21 protein-coding genes are annotated in these 18751 nt (G+C 65.4%); 6 read left to right on the forward strand and 15 right to left on the reverse strand.

Features of this window, described 5'->3' with window-relative positions; all coding sequences use genetic code 11:
• Positions 1-4: 4 nt before the first annotated feature.
• The 3 genes from KHO27_RS21420 to KHO27_RS21430 all read right to left on the reverse strand — a co-directional run bounded on the left by KHO27_RS21420 (position 5) and on the right by KHO27_RS21430 (position 1474).
• A complete protein-coding gene (locus tag KHO27_RS21420; RefSeq protein ID WP_102683508.1) occupies positions 5-643 on the reverse strand; it encodes an NADH:ubiquinone oxidoreductase subunit N in 639 nt (212 codons plus the stop codon).
• Positions 644-713: 70 nt separating this feature from the next.
• Positions 714-956 (reverse strand): DUF2789 domain-containing protein, encoded by a 243-nt coding sequence (locus tag KHO27_RS21425; RefSeq protein WP_023629226.1) that lies wholly within the window; start codon positions 954-956, stop codon positions 714-716.
• A gap of 59 nt (positions 957-1015) precedes the next feature.
• Positions 1016-1474 (reverse strand): aminoacyl-tRNA deacylase, encoded by a 459-nt coding sequence (locus KHO27_RS21430; protein ID WP_023629227.1) that lies wholly within the window; start codon positions 1472-1474, stop codon positions 1016-1018.
• A 117-nt stretch (positions 1475-1591) separates the two neighbouring features.
• Between KHO27_RS21430 and KHO27_RS21435 the strand changes: the two genes are divergently transcribed.
• Positions 1592-2914, forward strand: a complete 1323-nt coding sequence (locus tag KHO27_RS21435; protein ID WP_232968075.1) for an NfeD family protein — start codon at positions 1592-1594, stop codon at positions 2912-2914.
• A gap of 3 nt (positions 2915-2917) precedes the next feature.
• A complete protein-coding gene (locus tag KHO27_RS21440; protein ID WP_110697097.1) occupies positions 2918-3670 on the forward strand; it encodes a slipin family protein in 753 nt (250 codons plus the stop codon).
• Positions 3671-3698: 28 nt separating this feature from the next.
• Here KHO27_RS21440 and KHO27_RS21445 read toward each other — a convergent pair whose 3' ends face one another.
• The 3 genes from KHO27_RS21445 to KHO27_RS21455 all read right to left on the reverse strand — a co-directional run bounded on the left by KHO27_RS21445 (position 3699) and on the right by KHO27_RS21455 (position 6908).
• Complete coding sequence (locus KHO27_RS21445; protein ID WP_110697095.1) at positions 3699-4331, reverse strand: LysE family transporter; 633 nt, start codon at positions 4329-4331, stop codon at positions 3699-3701.
• Between the two features lie 79 nt (positions 4332-4410).
• Positions 4411-4998, reverse strand: a complete 588-nt coding sequence (locus KHO27_RS21450; RefSeq protein ID WP_110697093.1) for a mechanosensitive ion channel family protein — start codon at positions 4996-4998, stop codon at positions 4411-4413.
• On the reverse strand, positions 4998-6908 hold the full coding sequence (locus KHO27_RS21455) for an ATP-binding cassette domain-containing protein (RefSeq protein WP_102683511.1): 1911 nt from the start codon (positions 6906-6908) through the stop codon (positions 4998-5000). The genes KHO27_RS21450 and KHO27_RS21455 overlap by 1 nt, the downstream gene beginning before the upstream one ends.
• A gap of 50 nt (positions 6909-6958) precedes the next feature.
• Here KHO27_RS21455 and KHO27_RS21460 point away from each other — a divergent pair, with 50 nt between their 5' ends.
• Positions 6959-7438 (forward strand): TIGR02444 family protein, encoded by a 480-nt coding sequence (locus KHO27_RS21460; protein ID WP_110697092.1) that lies wholly within the window; start codon positions 6959-6961, stop codon positions 7436-7438.
• Here KHO27_RS21460 and KHO27_RS21465 read toward each other — a convergent pair.
• The gene (locus KHO27_RS21465) at positions 7414-8472 is read right to left on the reverse strand and encodes an AlgP family protein (RefSeq protein ID WP_214500734.1); all 1059 of its coding nucleotides are present in this window, start codon (positions 8470-8472) and stop codon (positions 7414-7416) included. The genes KHO27_RS21460 and KHO27_RS21465 overlap by 25 nt on opposite strands.
• 224 nt (positions 8473-8696) lie before the next feature.
• Between KHO27_RS21465 and KHO27_RS21470 the strand changes: the two genes are divergently transcribed.
• On the forward strand, positions 8697-9362 hold the full coding sequence (locus tag KHO27_RS21470) for an FKBP-type peptidyl-prolyl cis-trans isomerase (protein ID WP_110697088.1): 666 nt from the start codon (positions 8697-8699) through the stop codon (positions 9360-9362).
• A gap of 1 nt (position 9363) precedes the next feature.
• Here the strand turns inward: KHO27_RS21470 and rsd are convergent, their stop codons facing one another.
• From rsd to KHO27_RS21505, 7 genes are all read right to left on the reverse strand, one after another.
• A complete protein-coding gene (rsd, locus tag KHO27_RS21475; protein ID WP_110697086.1) occupies positions 9364-9834 on the reverse strand; it encodes a sigma D regulator in 471 nt (156 codons plus the stop codon).
• Between the two features lie 230 nt (positions 9835-10064).
• Positions 10065-10562, reverse strand: a complete 498-nt coding sequence (locus tag KHO27_RS21480) for a disulfide bond formation protein B (protein WP_214500735.1) — start codon at positions 10560-10562, stop codon at positions 10065-10067.
• Between the two features lie 252 nt (positions 10563-10814).
• On the reverse strand, positions 10815-12053 hold the full coding sequence (locus KHO27_RS21485; protein ID WP_102683517.1) for a heme biosynthesis protein HemY: 1239 nt from the start codon (positions 12051-12053) through the stop codon (positions 10815-10817).
• Positions 12050-13150: a uroporphyrinogen-III C-methyltransferase gene (locus KHO27_RS21490; RefSeq protein WP_102683518.1), complete on the reverse strand. Its 1101-nt coding sequence runs from the start codon at positions 13148-13150 to the stop codon at positions 12050-12052. The genes KHO27_RS21485 and KHO27_RS21490 overlap by 4 nt, the downstream gene beginning before the upstream one ends.
• 46 nt (positions 13151-13196) lie before the next feature.
• The gene (locus KHO27_RS21495) at positions 13197-13967 is read right to left on the reverse strand and encodes a uroporphyrinogen-III synthase (RefSeq protein ID WP_110697080.1); all 771 of its coding nucleotides are present in this window, start codon (positions 13965-13967) and stop codon (positions 13197-13199) included.
• The gene (gene hemC / locus KHO27_RS21500) at positions 13964-14905 is read right to left on the reverse strand and encodes a hydroxymethylbilane synthase (protein ID WP_214500736.1); all 942 of its coding nucleotides are present in this window, start codon (positions 14903-14905) and stop codon (positions 13964-13966) included. Before hemC ends, KHO27_RS21495 begins: the two co-directional genes overlap by 4 nt.
• 169 nt (positions 14906-15074) lie before the next feature.
• A complete protein-coding gene (locus KHO27_RS21505) occupies positions 15075-15821 on the reverse strand; it encodes a LytR/AlgR family response regulator transcription factor (RefSeq protein ID WP_214500737.1) in 747 nt (248 codons plus the stop codon).
• Between the two features lie 297 nt (positions 15822-16118).
• Between KHO27_RS21505 and argH the strand changes: the two genes are divergently transcribed.
• On the forward strand, positions 16119-17513 hold the full coding sequence (gene argH / locus KHO27_RS21510; RefSeq protein WP_110697050.1) for an argininosuccinate lyase: 1395 nt from the start codon (positions 16119-16121) through the stop codon (positions 17511-17513).
• A 114-nt stretch (positions 17514-17627) separates the two neighbouring features.
• On the opposite strand, the gene KHO27_RS21515 is transcribed toward argH, so the two are convergent.
• Positions 17628-18287: a glutathione S-transferase family protein gene (locus KHO27_RS21515; RefSeq protein ID WP_198754951.1), complete on the reverse strand. Its 660-nt coding sequence runs from the start codon at positions 18285-18287 to the stop codon at positions 17628-17630.
• 146 nt (positions 18288-18433) lie between these two features.
• Between KHO27_RS21515 and KHO27_RS21520 the strand changes: the two genes are divergently transcribed.
• On the forward strand, positions 18434-18736 hold the full coding sequence (locus KHO27_RS21520) for a hypothetical protein (protein WP_046853681.1): 303 nt from the start codon (positions 18434-18436) through the stop codon (positions 18734-18736).
• Positions 18737-18751 lie beyond the last annotated feature (15 nt).

The raw sequence follows: 18751 nt of genomic DNA on the forward strand, positions 1-18751 counted from the left end.
TCGCTCAGTGGTAAGCGCGCTCCAGCTCGTCCAGTTGATGGTCGAAGCTGCGCAGGCGCGCCGACCAGGTGTACACCAGCACTTCCAGATCGCGATTGAGCACGGCGGTATTGCCGCCCTCGCGCACCGGGGCATCGCACAGATCCAGCTGATAGCGCTCGCGGGCCATCGCCGTGGCCACGCTGGACAAGTCGCGGGCATTGGCCAGCCAGTGATGGTGGTGGTCGTGCACCTCGCGGTCGAGTTCCCGGCACTGGCGCTTGAGGGCGTCGAGGCTCTGCTCCAGCGGTGTGCCCTTGAGCTCGCCCATCACCTCCTCGAAGGTGCGCCCGGAGTGCCAGTAGCTGCCCCAGAAGTAGCGGTCGAACACCGTCTCGACCCGGCGCAGGGCGACCTTGGTGTTCCAGATGGTCAGCAACGTTCGTCCCTGGGCCACCTCACGCTTGTTCAGGTGCAAATGCTGCCAGGCGATCCAGGCCAGGCCGCAGAGCGCCACCGCCGCGGTCACGGCGGCGGCGGCATAGAGAAACTGCACGGCCTGGTTCATCTGGTGGGTGTGCCGTATACCGTAGAAGTAGCCGGCGGTCAGGGTGCCCAGGATCGTCACGGTGCACCAGAATCCTGGTGCGTAGGGATCTTTCATCGCGCCATCCCCTCTTGTTTTACCTGAGCATAGCAACGGCCCGATCACCCATCAGGTGCCGCTCGGCGCTTTATTTGCGGGGGCGACGCAGCGCTTCGTTGAGTTGGTCGAAGGGTACCGCCCAATCGGCGTCCTCTATGATGCTTTCCTTCAAAAAGGTTCTTTGCGCCTCGGTCCAGAACGGTGCGTCCACCAGCTTGATCTCATTCTTCAACGGCGAATGAGTGGTAATGAACTGGTCGATGCTGGTGGCATCGTCCGCCAGCCCCAGTTGCTTGAACAGGTCGGCAAATGGATGGTTCGGTGCTTCCATGATTCCTCCTCGGGCCGGGCGGGTCGTCCACGACGCCAACCCGGCGTTGGTTGCGAGCATCAGCTCAGTTCGCGCACTTCGGCGTGCGGCACCAGCTTCAAGTATTGCTCCATGCTCATGTGGATCAGATGATCGTGGTCACCTGCCTCGAGGTAGACATCGCCCTGGCGGGTAAGACTCCGGTCGAGCAGCATGGGAATGTTGTAGGCGTCGCCCAGGGCCGGGATGGCGCCGCGCTCGCAATCGCCGAACAGGCTCGGCAGGTTGCTTTCGCGGGTCAGCTGCCAGGCGCCGGTCATGCGCACCTCGGTCATGTCCAGATGCCGGTTGGCCGGCAGCACGGCCATGATGAAGTTGCCATGGCGGTCATCAAGCATCACTGACTTGGCGACCCGCTCGGCGGGTACGCCGGCCGTGCGCGCCGACTCAAGGCTGGTGGCCGAGTGGGGATGGGGAATGATGTCGTAGTCGCAGTTGGCCTGGTCCAGGCGCTGCTGAAGGGTCTTGGCCATACGCATGATGCACCTCCGGTTTTGCCCCCACCCTCAAGTTTAGGCCGTGACCCGGCAGGCACGGCTAAACTTCAAGGACAGGTCTGCATGAGGTGACGACAGGTGATCGCCCAGCGCTGGCGCATGCTGCTGTTGCTGTTGATCCTCGGCTTCGCGCCGGGTGGCCAGAGCGCGCCTGGCGCAAATGTATGGCTGTTGAGCGTCGATGATGCCATCGGCCCGGCCAGCGCCGACTACCTGCTGCGTGGGCTGGACCAGGCGCAGGCACAACGCGCGCAACTGGTGGTGATCCGCCTCGATACCCCCGGTGGGCTGGACAGCGCCATGCGCCAGATCATCAAGGCGATCCTGGCAAGCCCCGTGCCGGTGGCCACCTACGTCGCCCCGGGTGGGGCCAGGGCAGCCAGCGCCGGCACTTACATCCTCTACGCCAGCCATATCGCGGCCATGGCCCCAGGGACCAACCTCGGCGCCGCGACGCCAGTCCAGGTCGGCGCTCCCGGCAAAGCTGAACAACCCGCCACGAACAGCGAAGAAGGCACACTGGCACGTAAACAGGTCAATGACGCCGCCGCCTACATCCGTGGCCTGGCCCAGCTGCGCGGGCGCAACGCCGACTGGGCGGAGAAGGCCGTGCGCGAGGCTGTCAGCCTGTCGGCCAGCGAAGCCCAGCGCTTGCAGGTAATCGACCTGGTCGCCGCTGACCTCCCCGACCTGCTGCGCCAGCTCGATGGCAAGTCACTGCTCGTCGCAGGCCAGACCGTGCAACTGCGCACCCATGAGGCCAGTGTGACCGAACACCTGCCGGACTGGCGCACCCGCCTGCTGGCGGTGATCACCAACCCCAGCGTGGCGCTGATCCTGATCATGATCGGCGTGTACGGCCTGCTGTTCGAATTCATGAACCCGGGCTCCGGGGTCGGCGGCGTGGTCGGCGGCATCTGCCTGCTGCTGGCGCTGTATGCCCTGCAACTGCTGCCGGTGAGCCATGCCGGGGTGGCGTTGATCCTGCTCGGGGTGGCGTTCATGGTCGCCGAGGCGTTCCTGCCCAGCTTCGGCGTGGTCGGCTTCGGCGGCATCGTCGCCTTCGTCGTCGGGGCGGTGATCCTGATGGACACCGACGCCCCCGGCTTCGGCATTCCGCTGGCGCTGATCATCAGCCTGGCAGTGCTCTCGGCGCTGTTGCTCGGCGGCGTGCTGGGCATGGCGGTGAAAGCGCGCCGGCGCGCCCTGGTCAGCGGCGATGCCGGGCTGGTGGGCAGCCTGGTCACGGTGACGCAGGTGCGCACCGACAACCCGTTCTGCGGTTCGGTACAGGCCCAGGGCGAACAGTGGCAGGTGCAGTGTGCGACACCACTGCAACCTGGCCAGCACGTGCGGGTGACGGCCCGTCATGGCGTGACCCTGGAGGTCAGCGCCACTGCGCCCACGGCGCAAGGAGAGTAGACGATGTTCATGCAATTCGGTTTCAGCGCCGTACTGGTGCTGCTGGCCATACTGCTGCTGTCGGCGCTGCGCATCCTGCGCGAGTACGAGCGCGGCGTAGTGTTCCAGCTTGGGCGTTTCTGGCAGGTCAAGGGCCCGGGCCTGATCATCCTGATTCCGGGAATCCAGCAGATGGTGCGCGTCGACCTGCGTACCGTGGTGCTCGATGTGCCGCCCCAGGACGTGATCACCCGCGACAACGTCTCGGTCAAGGTCAACGCCGTGCTGTACTTTCGCGTGCTCGACCCACAGAAGGCGATCATCCAGGTCGAGGACTTCCTCGCCGCCACCAGCCAGCTGGCCCAGACCACCCTGCGGGCGGTGCTCGGCAAGCACGAGCTGGACGAACTGCTGGCCGAGCGCGAACAGTTGAACTCGGATATCCGCGAAGTGCTGGACGCGCAGACCGACGCCTGGGGCATCAAGGTGGCCAACGTCGAGATCAAGCATGTCGACCTCAACGAATCGATGATCCGCGCCATCGCCCGCCAGGCCGAGGCCGAGCGTGAACGACGGGCCAAGGTGATCCATGCCGAAGGCGAGCTGCAGGCGTCGGAGAAACTCATGCAGGCGGCGCAGATGCTGGGCAAGGAGCCGGGGGCGATGCAACTGCGCTACATGCAGACGCTGGGTTCGATTGCCGGGGACAAGAGCTCGACCATCGTGTTTCCACTGCCGTTGGACTTGCTAAAGGGGCTGGTGGACCGGCAGCGCTGATGGGGCCTCTGGGAGGCCCCAGTACAGTTCAGATCGGCGCGCGGCGCAGGGTGGCGAGGAAGGTCGCCGCGCCAATGAACAGTCCGGCAAAGGTGCGATTCAGACGCTTCTGCTGCTTCGGCGTACGCAACAGGCGCAGCACCCGCGAAGCCAGGCCGGTGTAACCCGCCATCACCAGCATGTCGACGCTGATCATGGTCACGGTGATCGCCACGTACTGCGGCAGCAACGCCTCGTGCGGGTTGATAAACTGCGGCAGCACCGCGAGCATGAATACCAGCGCCTTGGGGTTGCTGACGTTGACCAGGAAGCCACGGAACACCAGGCTCAGCGGCTTGCCGATCGGCCGCACGCCGGACTCGTCGCTCATGTCCATCGGCAGGGCTTGCCATTGTTTGTAGGCAAGGTAGACCAGGTAGGCGACGCCGAACCACTTGATGACCTGGAAGGCCGTGGCGGAAGCGGCGAGGATGGCGCCGACACCGGCGGCGATGACGGCGATCTGCACGATCAGGCCCAGTTGCAGGCCCAGGGCGTTCCAGTAACCACGCCAGAAACCGTACTGCAGCCCGCTGGACATCGAGGCGATCGCCCCGGCACCCGGCGACAGGCTGATCACCCAGCACGCGGCAAAGAAGGCCAACCACGTTTCCATCGACATCGCACACCTCGCTCGAACATTTGTTACAAAGCGTTAAGCTACGGTGCTGGCGAAAAAATAACCAGTAAATTCTGCGGCTTCAGTCGGTTTCGATCGATTCCGGCTTGACCGCAGTGGTGGCCTCGGCGCCACGCCAACGGCGCACGGCTTTCTGGAAGAACTGGCTGTTGGGCACCTGCACCAGTGCGCCACCCGCTTCCGGCGTTTCCATCAGCGTGGTGTACAGCAGGTTGATGGCGATCACCCGGCCCTTCACCCCCGGTTTGTCGAGGGTATCGACCAGCTCGACCACATCGCCGATACGAAACGGCCCGACGGTGAAGATCAGCACCGCGCACAGCAGGTTGGACAGCACGCTCCAGATAGCGAAGAACGCCACCGCCGCCACCGCGACGAAGCCCGACAGCGCGGTCCACAGCACCGTGGCCGATACACCCAGGCGCTCGAGCACGAACAACAGCGCGCTGCCCATGATCAGCCAGCGCAAGGCGCCGCGCACCGGCACCATCAGCTCGTGCGGCAACGGGTAGCGTTCGCCCAGGCTTCTCAACCCGCGAGCGACCATGCGCTGCAGGACGAACGCGGCGATCAGGATCAGCAGAATCTGCAACCCCAGCCACATCGAGTCCATCCACTGCCCCGGTAACAGCGAGCGCAGCTCCTCCATCAGGACAGCGCCTCGAGTTCGGCCTGCATGCTTTCAAGGGTTTCCAGGGCCTCCATCCAGGCCTCCTCAAGCTCGCCTTCGCGTTGCTTGAGCTTGGTCTGGCGCGCCAGCAGGTCGCGCAGTTCGTCCTTGCGCGCGGCCTCGTACACGCCACCGTCGCCCAGGGCGGTCTCGACCTCGGCCAGGTCCTTGTGCACCTGGTTGAGCTCGGTCTCCAGCTTGTCGGCCGCCTTCTTGTGCGGCGCCAACTGCTGGCGCAGCGCCGCGGCCGCCTGGCGCTGGGCTTTCTTGTCGGTCTTGTCCGGGTTGGCCGGCGTGCTGCTCACCGGCGCGTTGCGCTGGCGGAACTCGACCAGCCAGCGGCTGTAGTCGTCGAGGTCGCCGTCGAAGGTATCGACCTTGCCGTCGGCCACCAGCAGGAAGTCGTTGGTGGTGCTCTTGAGCAGGTGACGGTCGTGGGAGACCACCACCACGGCACCCGCGAACTCCTGCAGCGCCATGGTCAGCGCCAGACGCATCTCGAGGTCCAGGTGGTTGGTCGGCTCGTCGAGCAGCAACAGGTTCGGCCGCTCCCAGGCGATCAACGCCAGGGCCAGGCGGGCCTTTTCGCCACCGGAGAAGTTCACCACCGGTTCGTCGACACGGTTGCCATGGAAGTCGAAACCACCAAGGAAGTCACGCAGGGTCTGCTCGCGCTCACCCGGGGCAATGCGCTGCAGGTGCAGCAGCGGGCTGGCCTTGTCGTCCAGCGAGTCGAGCTGGTGCTGGGCGAAGTAGCCGACGGCGAGGTTTTCGCCACGCACCAGGCGCCCGGACAATGGCTGCAGCTCACCGGCGAGGTTCTTGATCAGGGTCGACTTGCCCGCGCCGTTGGGGCCGAGCAGACCGATGCGCGCACCCGGCGCCAGCTGCAGCTTGACCTTCTCGAGGATGGCCTTGTCGCCATAGCCCAGACGGCCTTCGGACAGGTCGAGCAAGGGGCTGGAGATCTTCTCGGACTCACGGAAAACGAAGTCGAAGGGCGAGTCGACGTGAGCCGCCGACAGCTCCTCCATGCGCTCCAGGGCTTTGATCCGGCTCTGCGCCTGGCGGGCCTTGGTGGCCTGGGCCTTGAAGCGGGCGATGTACTTTTCCATGTGCGCGCGCTGCGCCTGCTGCTTCTCGTAGGCCTGCTGCTGCTGCGCCAGGCGTTCGGCGCGGGTGCGCTCGAAGGCGCTGTAGCCGCCCTTGTAGAGATTGAGCTTGCGCTGTTCGACGTGCAGCACATGGTCGACCACGGCATCGAGGAAGTCGCGGTCGTGGGAGATCAGCAGCAGCGTGCCCGGGTAGCCCTTGAGCCAATCCTCCAGCCAGAGGATGGCGTCGAGATCCAGGTGGTTGGTCGGCTCGTCGAGCAGCAGCAGGTCGGACGGGCACATCAGGGCCTGGGCCAGGTTCAGGCGCATCCGCCAGCCACCTGAGAAGTCGCCGACGCGGCGGTCCATCTGCTCGTTGCTGAAGCCAAGGCCGGCCAGCAACTTGCGGGCGCGGGCGTCGGCGGTGTAGCCGTCGGCGCTGTCCAGTTCACTGTGCAGGCGCGCCAGGGCAGTGCCATCGTGGGCCAGTTCGGCGGCGGCTAGATCTGCCTGGACCTTGCGCAGGCGCACGTCGCCATCGAGGACATAGTCCACGGCGATACGGTCGAGGGTATCGACCTCCTGGCGCATATGGGCGATGCGCCAGTCGCCGGGCAGCTGGCAGTCACCGGCATCGGGCGACAGCTCGCCGCGCAGCAATGCGAACAGGCTGGATTTGCCGGCACCATTGGCACCGATCAGGCCGGCCTTGTGGCCGGTGTGCAGGGTCATCTCGGCGCCTTCTAGCAGGCGCTGGGGACCACGCTGTAAAGTGAGGTTCGATAGTCTGATCATGATGGTCGCGGAGTCTACCAGCTTCACCGATCACTGGCGCGAGTGAAACCATGCACACCGACCTGTGGAATCATGCCCTGGCCCTGTATGCCCGGCCGGGTGTCGAGGCAGCTTGCCTGGCCCTCCAGGAGCTTGGCGGCGATGTCTGCCTGCTGCTCTGCGGCACCTGGCTACAGGCCCGCGGCATAGCCCCCGACGAACAACGGATTGCCACCCTGCAGGCGCTGGCCCGGCCCTGGCAGCGCGACGTTGTGGCGCCGCTACGCGCCCTGCGCCGGCAATGGCGCGAACACGCGCTGGCCGACCCGCCACTGAGCGTGATGCGTGAGCAGGTGAAAGCCCTGGAACTGCAGGCTGAACGCACCTTGCTGGAACGCCTGGAGGCATTGGCGCGTGAGTGGCCGGCGCAAGCGGGCGCGGCGCCGGACTGGCTAGCCCGGCTGGCGCCGGACCAGGCCCGGGACCACGACGCGCTGCATCAGCTGCGCGCCGCGGCCCGTGGGCTTCAGGACGCCGAAGTCGGCGACTGAGCCGGGGTGCCGGTGGCCGCAGGCGCGGTGCCGCCGGTCACTGGCGCCGGAGTGGCGCTGGCGGCCGGAGTGGCAGGCTTGCTTTCGGCGGGTTTGCTGGCGGCAGGTTTGGCCGGGGCTTTGGCGGCGGCCGGTCTGGCTGCAGGTTTGGCTGCCGGCTTCGGGGCGGCTTTGGCAGCAGCAGGCTTAGCCACTGGCTTGGCGGTGGCAGGCTTCGCCGGGGCCTTGGCGGCAGCAGGCTTGGTCGCTGGCTTGGCGGCAGCAGTCTTCGCCGGAGCCTTGGCAGTAGCAGGCTTGGCCGCTGGCTTGGCAGCCGGTTTGGCGGCGGCAGTCTTCGCCGGAGCCTTGGCGGCAGCAGGCTTGGCCGCTGGCTTGGCAGCCGGTCTGGCCGCGGCAGTCTTCGCCGGAACCTTGGCGGCAGCGGGCCTGGCCGCTGGCTTGGCAGCCGGTTTAGCGGCGGCAGTCTTCGCCGGAGCCTTGGCGGCAACAGGCTTGGCGGCTGGCTTGGCGGCGGCAGTCTTGGTCGCTGCCTTGGCAGCAGCAGGCTTGGCCGTTGGACGGGTTGCCGGCTTGGCAGCAGCCTTGACCGGGGCTTTGGTTGCAGCGGGCTTGGCGGCAGCTTTCGGTGTTGCCGTACGTGCGCCCAGGGCCTTGGCGGCCGCCTCTCGCACCTTGCCGACACCCTGGGCCAGCTTCAGGCTCTCCTGGGCATCACGCTTGAGTTGCTGGATATAAGTACGGGTCTGCGCCTGGCGATCCTTGAGCGAATCGAGCAAGTCTTCAAGTTCGCCAGCAGCTTTTTGTGCCTTGCCTTGTGCCTTGGCTTTACCGGCCTTGGCGGCGTCCTGCAACTTCAGGCGGGCGTTGTGGAGTTTTTCCTGGGCCTTGCCACGTTGTTTTTCCAACTTGGCCAAGAGTTTCTCGGCATCCGCCAGCGCTTGGGAGCAGGCATCTTCCAAATGTTCGAGCAGGCTGCCCGAAAGTTGCTGGAGCAGGTGCAACGGCGTACTTACTGGCTTCTTTTTGGCCGACATGGTTTACCTCCTGGCTGACGAGAGTGCGGCTCATACTATGCTTCTGCTGCTACCGCCGCTAGGGCATGTTGACAGTCTCGGTAGCGCCGCGTTGCATGCCTGGGCAAAGTTGTTGTCTTGCAGCTGGAAACAAGTGTAGTTGCCCATTAGTGCAGTGCCGATATTTACACATCTCTGGCCAACAACGCTGGCATACTTCGCGCTCATTGCCGCAGGAGACCTCCATGCCTCGTTATCTGATTCTCGGCCTGTGCCTGGTGACGCCGCTCTCCCTGGCCAATGCCGAGACCGCCCCCGTCAACGACAGCGACCTGGCCTATAGCCTGGGCAGCAGCCTCGGTGAGCGGTTGCGTCAGGAAGTGCCCGGCCTGCAGCTCGACGCACTGGTCGAAGGGCTGCGCCAGGCCTACCAGGGCGAGCCGCCACGGATTGCCAAGTCACGCATGCAGGCCATCCTCGAACAGCACGAAACACAAGCCAACGCCGCCGCAGAGCAGGCCCAGGTGGACAAGCTGGTGGAAGCCGAAAAGCGCTTTATCGCTGGTGAGCGGGCCAAGGCCGGAGTCCGTGAGTTGCCCGAGGGCGTTCTCTACAGCGAACTGGCCAGCGGCAGCGGTGCGCAGCCCAAGACCAATGGACGCGTGCAAGTACGGTATGTGGGCAAGCTGCCGGATGGCACGGTGTTCGACCAGAACCTGCAACCTCAGTGGTTCAAGCTGGATTCGGTGATCGAGGGCTGGCAGGTGGCGCTGCCACGGATGAAAGCCGGGGCCAAATGGCGCCTGGTGATCCCGTCGGCGCAAGCCTACGGCGCCGACGGTGCGGGTGACCTGATCGCACCCTATACCCCACTGGTGTTCGAGATCGAACTGCTGGACGTGGCCGACTGAATCAGGCCTGCACCGCGTCTTCTTGCTTGTGGGCGGTGTGCAACACTTCGATCAGGCAGTCTTCCAGTTCGAAGCGCTCGTGCAACAGGCTGCCGAGCTTGGCCAGCTTCTCGGCAAAACGCTCGGTATCCCTGCACTCGCCTTTCTCGCAATGGTCATTGAAGGCCAGGGCGATCTGGGTACTGTCATCGATGCGTGGGTTGATCTGTTTTGCCAGTTCCAACGCGCCGGTGTCGCCAAATGCCTTGGCTTCACTGACCAGTTGCTCGCTGACTTCGAAATGCCAGGCCGAGACGTAGTCGACCAGCACGGCGCAGAAATCGCGGTTCTTCTCTTTGTCGGCAAACGCCGGCTTGGCATCGCGCAGGGCGCGGAAGGCCTGCACCAGTTCCTGGCGCTCCTCCAGCCAACGGTCGATCAGCTTGTGAACACCGCCCCAGCGTTCCTGGGCGTTCTGGCAACTATCGAGCATGGCGATCTCTTCCCTTCTGGGTAGATGCCGCTGCACCTCGCGACACAACACCGTGGCACAAAGGTGACATCAGCAAACGGCATCGAGCAGTTGTATTTTCGGTATGCGTGCTGGGAGATTATTCCCGCGCGACCTGCCCATCAAGGTACGCAGCAGACTAAGTTCATACAAGCGTTTAATCCCTCTGCCGGCCACCACTGGTCGTGCAATCCCCGGCTCGTTGCGCTGGATCAAGCCACCGCGCCGTGGCGCAATCGATACACCACCAGCCACGACAGCGGTTGCGCGGCCAGCAACAGGAACGCCAGCAGGCTCCACTCAGGCAGGGTCAGGTCGAGAAAGCTCCAGTTGACCGACACGCATTCCGGGGTGCCCAGCAGGAACGTTCGCAGGATCTCGCCCCAGGGGCGCTCCATCAGGTGCGCCAGCGGCAGATGACAACCGCTGAGCGGCAACGGCTCGGCCTGCAACCAGACATGTCGACCGGCGAGCAAGGCGCCGGCAACCGAGAACCCCAAGGCCAACCGGGCATGCAATCGCTGCTGACCGGCGTGGACGACCGCACCCAGGCAAGCCAGCGCATAGAGCCCCAGCATCAGGCGCTGGCTGAAGCACAGCGCGCAAGGGTCGAGGCCGACCACGTTCTCGAGGCGAAACGACGCCACCAGCACAGCGACGGCGGCCAGGAAGGCGGGAAAGAAAAAGCTGCGCAGGCAGGCCAGCGACATGGGCGAAGGTGATCCGAAAAGAGGAGATGTGGTTTGAAACGGTAGAGGAAAGGGGCGCTTTGTATCAAGTCGCTACAGCGCAGACAAGTCGCTGAATGGATAGGGAATCATTTTCGTAGAAAGTGGGAACATTCCGACACGGACGAAGGAAAGTTCAGCGCCCGCCATTTACGCATGCCAAGGCAACAAAACCGGTGCCAGGCACGGCCCCACGAGGGCAATGAGCTCTGCGTGGGGCGAGCCCAGGCCCCTTCAGGCCCGAACCCCCTCCGGCAACGGCAACGCCAGCAAACGTTCATCCAGCAGCCCCAAGCCTTCCTGGAACAGCTGGTTGCTGCGCTCGGTCTCGCCAAGGCCGGCCAGAAGCCGCGCCAGCTCCGCGCAAGCCTCTGGATTGCGCTCCATGCGCAGGCTGCTCTCCAGGTAGTCACGGGCCTTGCCCCACAGGCGATTCTGCAGGCTCAGGCGCCCTAGGGTAAGCAACAGACTAGGGTCCTGCGGATGCTCCTTCAGCCAGCCTTCGGCCGTCTGCAACTGGCGCCCAGGATCATCGCCGCGCACCAGCCCATACAAGCGGGCCAGATGGCTTTCGTAGCCACGCTTGAGCGCGCCGCGCAACACCTGCTCGGCTTCACCCTGGGCGCCGATTTGGCGCAGCTGCTCGGCATAGGCCGACACCAGTTGCGGCTCCTGGCGCTGGGCGTTGGTCAACTGCTGCCAGGCGCGCTCGAGCGCCTGGCGCGCCGTCTGCGGGTCCTCGTCACGGGTCGCCGCCAGACCCAGGTTCTGGCCCCAGGCACGCTGCTCCAGGTCGGCCAGTTCGGCCGCTGGCAGCACCTTGTGCTTGCGCAGGTCAGGCAGCAGGCGGATCAGCGCCGGCCAGTCACCACGCTCCAGGTGCAGGCGGTGCAGCAGGCGCAGCACCTGCGCATTGTGCGGATGGCGCTCCTGCATGGCCTGCAGGGCCTCCAGCGCCCCGTCGCTTTCACCGCGGTCCATCTGCAGTTGGGCATGGGTCAGGGCCACGGCAAGCTCTGCCTGGGGTTGGCGCTCCAGGGCGCGCTCGAGCAACTGGTCACGCTCCTCGACCCGGCCCAGTTCGTTGGCGGCACGGGCGGCGCCGAGGTAGTAGAGCAGTGGCTGGCGATCGGATTCGGCGGCACGCTGCAGGTGGCGTTGGGCACTTGCCCAGCGCCCCTCGGCCAGGTCCAGCTGCCCCTGCTCGATGGCGATGCGCTTGCGGCGGCTGCGGTTGCGCCGCGACCAGGGGTTGACCACCCCGGAGGACGTCAGCACCAGCCCGACCAGGTAACGCGCCAGCAGCAACAGCAGGACGATCCCGACCAGCGCGCCCAGTGCCGCCCACAGCCCCGACTGATAGCGGAAGCCGCCGTAGGCGATCAGCACGTAGCCGCTGTGCTTGGCGATCGCGATACCCAGCGCCGCGGCAATGACGATCGCCAACACTGCCAGCAGGTAGACGCGCTTCATGGCTTGGCCCCTTCCGTGGTGGCCGGCAGGTGGCGACGCTGGATATAGGCCTGCACCGCAGCCAGGCTCTCGCTCAGGTCAGGCGTGACCACCGACACCGGCTGGTCGGCCAGCTGGTTGAGGTTGTCGAGCATCGCCTTGCTCTGCGGATTGTCCGGGTTGAAGTTGGCCAGCAACACACTGCGCGCATCGTCCAGGGCCTGGGTGTAGACCTTGGCTTCGCCATTGAGCGCCGCCCATTGCGCCTGTTCGATGGTCAGGCTCAGGGCCAGGCGCAGCTGGTTGAGCGACTGGCCGGACAGCAGCGGGCGAACGTTGTCGTCGGCATTGAACTCGATCTGGAAGTACTTGGACATTTCCGCCCACCACTGTGACCAGCGGCTGGCGCCGTCGCCATCGGCGGTCAGGGCCCCCATGGCGTCGGCCTGGCTGTCGAACTCGGGCGACTGGGCGCTGAGCTGCTGGACCATCTCACGCTGCGCGGCGAGCTTGAGGAACAGGCCGGTACGGTCCGGCTGCTGGGTGCTGGAAAGCGTCGCCAGGCTGCGTGCCAACTGCTCGCGGGCAGCGAAGGCGCCCGGGTCGCTCTGCTCACGAAGAATTTCATCGGCGCCCTCGACCAACGCCTTGGCACTGGTGATGTCCTGCAACGCCGACAGGCGCAGGGTCGCCAGGCGCAGCAAGTGCTCGGCCTCGGCCAGGCGCCATTCCTTGCGGCTTTCGCCCAGTACGGTCTCCAGGCGCTGGCTCAGGCGCTGCTGGTCGCCCTGCAGTTGCGCTACAAGGCGACGGCGATCTTCCAGTTCGCTGGCTGCCGGAAGGCTGGCCAGCTGCGCGCTGAGCTGCTGCTCGCGCTGCTGCAGCGCGTCGGCGCGCTGGTTGAGGGCTTGCAAGTGTTCGCCCTGGCCTTGTTCGCTGCCTTGCAGCTGGCGAACCTGCCAGACGCCCCAGCCGCCGACCGCGACGCCTGCGGCGCCCAGTAGCAGGGCCAGCAGCGCCAGGCCGTTGCCGGAGCGTCGGGCGGGCTTGGCGGTGGCAGATTCCGGCGCCTCGGACGCCACGGGCTGTTCGGTGTTGGACAAGACAGTTTCGCTCACGTATCCATCCTTTGCATGGTGGCGCATCGCTCTCTAGCTTAGCGCCTTAAGAGGCAGGCGCAGCGGTTCGCTGCACAGCTGCCAGCAAGGCCGCGGCGCTGGCGCCACGGCAATCCACAATATCCAGCGCCCCGAGTGCGCGGGCCTGTTCAGCGACCCGTGGGCTGGGCACGAACAGCGGCAATCGGGAAAACCGCGGCCAGTGCGCACCCGCGAGTCGATGCAAGTGTTCCAGCCCCTGCCCACTGCTGACCACCAGGCCATTGAGGCGTTCCCCATCGATGCGTCGGGCGAGGGTTCCGGCAGGGTAGTCGGGCAGGCAGCGGCGATACAATTCCAGATAATCGACACTAGCACCTTGCTCGGCAAGACGCTCGGCCAGCAGTTCACGACCTCCGACGCCGCGCACGATCAGGACGCGAGGCCTCGGTGACTCAGCAATAGCCTCGCGCAAGGCGGGCAGCCCGAGCAAGGCCTCGCTGTCGTCACCGGCCGCTGGAAAGGCCACTTGCAGCCCATGCTCCTGAAGAATTCGCGCCGTCGCCTCACCTACCGTGAACCAACCTGCGGAAGGCGGCTTCACTCCCGCCTGGGCGAGCTGCTCCAGCAGCAGGCGGGCCGCCGGCTTGCTGACCACGATGATGGCCTGAGCCCCGGCGATCGTCCGCAGGCGCTGCATCTGCGCCGGGTCCGGCGCGAGCGCCTCGATCACCAGCAAAGGCAGGCTGGCGCTGGCGATACCCGCGTCGGCCAGCGTCTGCGCCAGTGCCGCACAGTCCTCTTCAGGGCGGGTCAGCAGCAGGCGCCAGGGGCTCACGGGTGGCCGGCCTCGCCGTAGACTTCCTTGAGGATCGCCTCGGCGCCCTGCCCCAGCAGGTCTTCGGCGACCTGTATGCCCAAGGCCTCGGCATCCACGCGCGCAGCGCGGGCTTCGGCCACCAGCAAGGTGCCACCGGAGGGCTGGCCAACCAGGCCACGCAGCCACAGCTGTTCGCCTTCAAGCACCGCGTAGCAGGCGATCGGCACCTGGCAGCCACCATTGAGGCGCTTGTTCAGGGCACGCTCGGCCACCACCCGGTCAGCGGTGTCGGCATGGTGCAGCGGCGCCAGCAAGGCATGAATCTCGGTATCAGCGCTACGGCACTCGATCCCCACCGCGCCCTGGCCACCAGCCGGCAGGCTGTCATCGACACTGATGGAGGCGGTAATGCGGTCCTCGAAGCCGAGGCGGATCAGGCCGGCGGCGGCGAGGATGATGGCGTCGTATTCGCCGGCATCGAGCTTGGCCAGGCGCGTATTGACGTTGCCGCGCAGGAAGCGGATCTGAAGATCGGGCCGACGCGCCAGCAGTTGCGCCTGGCGGCGCAGGCTCGAAGTGCCGACAACACTGCCTGCCGGCAGTGCCTCGAGGCTTGCAAAGGTATTGGAAACAAAGGCATCGCGCGGGTCTTCGCGCTCGCAGATGCAGTACAGGCCCAGGCCTTCGGGGAAGTCCATGGGCACGTCTTTCATCGAATGCACGGCGATGTCGGCTTCGTTGTCGAGCAGCGCGGTTTCCAGCTCCTTGACGAACAGGCCCTTGCCGCCGATCTTCGCCAGCGGCGCGTCGAGCAGCTTGTCGCCACGGCTGACCATGGGCACCAGGGTTACGACGAGACCTCGGTGCGCCTGCTCCAGGCGGGCTTTTACATATTCGGCCTGCCACAGGGCCAAGGCACTTTTACGGGTGGCAATGCGGATTTCGCGAGTGGACATGAAACGCCCCGAACCAGAGAAATGCCGTCGATGATAACAGCTCCTCCGGGTGTGCCCGCAGATTCAGATCAGCAAAGCGCCACGTGGGAACGGGCTTGACCCGCGATTGCGATGGTGGGCAATGCACCTTATCGCGGGGCAAGGCCGCTCTCACGCTGTCGAAGGGTATTCAGTGCAAGGACTGCATCATCTTGCGCACCCCGGCCACATGCCGACGGCTGACGGTCAGGGCATCGCCCTCTAGCCCCTTCAGGTAGAGCTGGAAATGCCCCAGCGGCGTGCGCTGCAACCGTTCGATGCGCTCACGGGCAACCAGCGCGTTGCGGTGAATACGCACAAACCGCTCGCCGAACTCGTCTTCCAGAGCCTTGAGGGGTTCGTCGAGCAGCACTTCGCCTGCCTCGTGGCGCAAGGTGACGTACTTGTGGTCGGCGATGAAATAGATGACCTGGGGAATAGGGATCAACTCGATGCCCTTGCGCGTGCGGGCACTGATATGGCTGCGTGGGCCGCCGGTATCGCCTGCGGGGCGGGTCAACGCCGCCAGCTGGGCGCGGTTGGGTTTTTCAGCCCGACGCAAGGCGTCACGCAGCGCCTGGGGCTGGATGGGCTTCTCGACATGGCTCAAAGTGCTGTCCCTGAAGGCTTCGCTGCCGTATTCGTCGTCGCCGGTGCAGAACACCACCGCCGGCGGCGACTCGCGCTCGCAGAGCCGGGCGGCGACCTGCAGGCCATCGAGGCCCGGCATGCCGATGTCCAGCACCACCACGTCGGGCTTGAGGCTTTCGATCAGGGTCAGGGCCTCCTCGCCGTTGGTGGCGCTGGGCTCCATCACGGTGTAACCCTCCAGCTCGCCAAGCAGCCGGCTCAGGCGCTCGCGGGCCTGGAGTTCATCATCAACGATCAGGACATTCATAATTGCGCTGGATTCCTGAGTGAGTCTCGCACGGGTATAGCGTAGACAAGTGTGGGGCGACCGAAACGCGGTCACGCTACAGACCGGTGCGAAGGCCAAAGATTCACTGGCCTGGCAGATTCACCGCCAGCCCTTTGTCCAACTGTAGACGCTCCGTGGAACACTGCCGTTCAATCGTTGAATATGCCGCACCCCCTTGTTACCGGACGATTCTCGCGACCAGCGCCCTGCGGCGGCAGGCGCAACCCTGCTATGATCGGCGCCACTTTTCCGTTCACGCCTTCAACGAGTGAATCCATGAGCACCGACAAGACCAATCAGTCCTGGGGCGGCCGCTTCAGTGAGCCCGTCGACGCCTTCGTCGCCCGTTTCACCGCCTCGGTCGATTTCGACAAGCGCCTGTACCGCCACGACATCATGGGTTCGATCGCCCACGCCACCATGCTGGCGCAGGTCGGCGTACTCAGCGACGCCGAGCGCGACACCATCATCGATGGCCTGAAGACCATCCAGGGCGAGATCGAGGTCGGCACCTTCGACTGGCGCGTCGACCTGGAAGACGTGCACATGAACATCGAGGCGCGCCTGACCGACCGCATCGGCATCACCGGCAAGAAGCTGCACACTGGCCGCAGCCGCAACGACCAGGTGGCCACCGACATCCGCCTGTGGCTGCGTGACGAGATCGACCTGATCCTGGCCGAGATCACCCGCCTGCAAAAGGGCCTGCTGGAACAGGCCGAGCGTGAAGCCGAAACCATCATGCCCGGTTTCACCCACCTGCAGACCGCCCAGCCGGTTACCTTCGGCCACCACCTGCTGGCCTGGTTCGAAATGCTCAGCCGCGACTACGAGCGCCTGGTCGACTGCCGCAAGCGCGCCAACCGCATGCCCCTGGGCAGCGCCGCGCTGGCCGGCACCACCTACCCGATCGACCGCGAGCTGACCTGCAAGTTGCTGGGCTTCGAAGCCGTGGCCGGCAACTCGCTGGACGGCGTCTCGGACCGCGACTTCGCCATCGAATTCTGCGCGGCCGCCAGCATCGCCATGATGCACCTGTCGCGCTTTTCCGAAGAGCTGGTGCTGTGGACCAGCGCGCAGTTCCAGTTCATCGACTTGCCTGATCGCTTCTGCACCGGCAGCTCGATCATGCCGCAGAAGAAGAACCCGGACGTGCCGGAGCTGGTGCGTGGCAAAAGCGGCCGCGTATTCGGCGCCCTGACCGGCCTGCTGACCCTGATGAAAGGCCAGCCGCTGGCCTACAACAAGGACAACCAGGAAGATAAAGAGCCGCTGTTCGACGCCGCCGACACCCTGCGCGACTCGCTGCGCGCCTTCGCCGACATGATCCCGGCGATCAAGCCCAAGCACGCGATCATGCGCGAAGCGGCCCTGCGCGGCTTCTCCACCGCCACGGACCTCGCCGACTACCTGGTGCGCCGCGGCCTGCCGTTCCGTGACTGCCACGAGATCGTCGGCCACGCGGTGAAACATGGCGTCGACACCGGCAAGGACCTGGCCGAGATGAGCCTGGAAGAGCTGCGCCAGTTCAGCGACCAGATCGAGCAGGACGTGTTTGCCGTGCTGACCCTGGAAGGTTCGGTCAACGCCCGCAACCATATCGGTGGCACCGCGCCGGCCCAGGTGCGCGCGGCAGTGGCTCGCGGCCAGGCATTGCTGGCTTCGCGCTGACAACGCACTCGCGGGGCAAGTCGGGCCGCCGCATCGCCGCTCCCACAAGGCCTGGACAAGGCTCGTGGGAGCGGCGATGCGGCGGCCCGACTTGCCCCGCGATTGTTTACAGCGTTAGCGCTTGTTCTTGATCATTTCGAGGAATGCCGGCATCGCCGCGTCCTTGTCCGCCACGATCCTCGCCATGTGTGGGTTCTCACCCAGCAATTGCAACAGCTTCTTCGCTTCCGTGAAGTCCTCCAGGAAGTCGATGTTCAGCACCTTCTTGCCCACCGCGCAGGCCAGGTCGACCGAGAAACAGAACATCAGGTCGGCGATGGTCAGTTGCTCACCGGCCACATAAGGCGCGAACCTGCCATTGCGCCTGAGGGTGGCAAAGCCCGCCAGCAGATCCACCCGCGCCCGCTCCTTGATCAGCGGCTCCACCGCCGCGCCGAAGAACGCCTCGGCGTAGCAGGTACGCGCTGGCAGCTCGATATACAGCTCGATTTCCCGCAGCAGCTCGCGCACCTTGGCCTGCCCGAAGGCATCGGCCGGCAGCAGCGCCTTGCCCGGCTGGGTCTGCTCGATGTAGTCGAGGATGACGCCGGTCTCGCTGATGAAACCGTGCTCGGTCTGCAGCACCGGCACCTTGCCACGGGGGCTGATGGCCAGGGCTTGAGGCAACTGGCCGCCGAAGAACGGCACCTCTTCGAAGGGCACGCCTTTCTCCAGCAAGGCCAGCTTGACCATGTTGTAGTAGTTGCTGACCGCGAATCCATGAAGCTTGAGCATTGAGACAGCCTCCAAGGCCGTATGGGGTTGGCCCGGCTGTTATAGCGCCCTTGCCCACCCTTGGCCAGTGCCATGCCCGGCGCTGATGGCCGGGCATTGCCAGCGCAGGCGTGGCACACTGTGCGCCTTACCACAGGAGCACCGCCATGAGCGAACCCCAAGACATCGACAGCAATGATGAAGAAGACTTCGCCGAGGCCACCCTGACCCAGGCGATCGAGAACCAGATCGAAAGCGGCGAGCCGCCGGCCGCCAAGGCCACTTTCAACAAGCTGACACTGGTCGGCTACGAGCGTGAAGACATCCTCAACCTCATGGCCCACGTGCTGGCCATCGAGATCGACGCCATGCTCGACGAAGATCGCCCGTTCGATACCGAGTGGTACGAAACGGCCCTGCGCGCCCTGCCGGAGCTGCCACCTGAGGCGGATCAAGGCGACATCGAATAAGCCTGACTACACTCC

Origin of the sequence: Pseudomonas sp. RC3H12, assembly GCF_018596375.1 — a bacterium.
In the GTDB taxonomy this organism is placed as follows: domain Bacteria; phylum Pseudomonadota; class Gammaproteobacteria; order Pseudomonadales; family Pseudomonadaceae; genus Aquipseudomonas.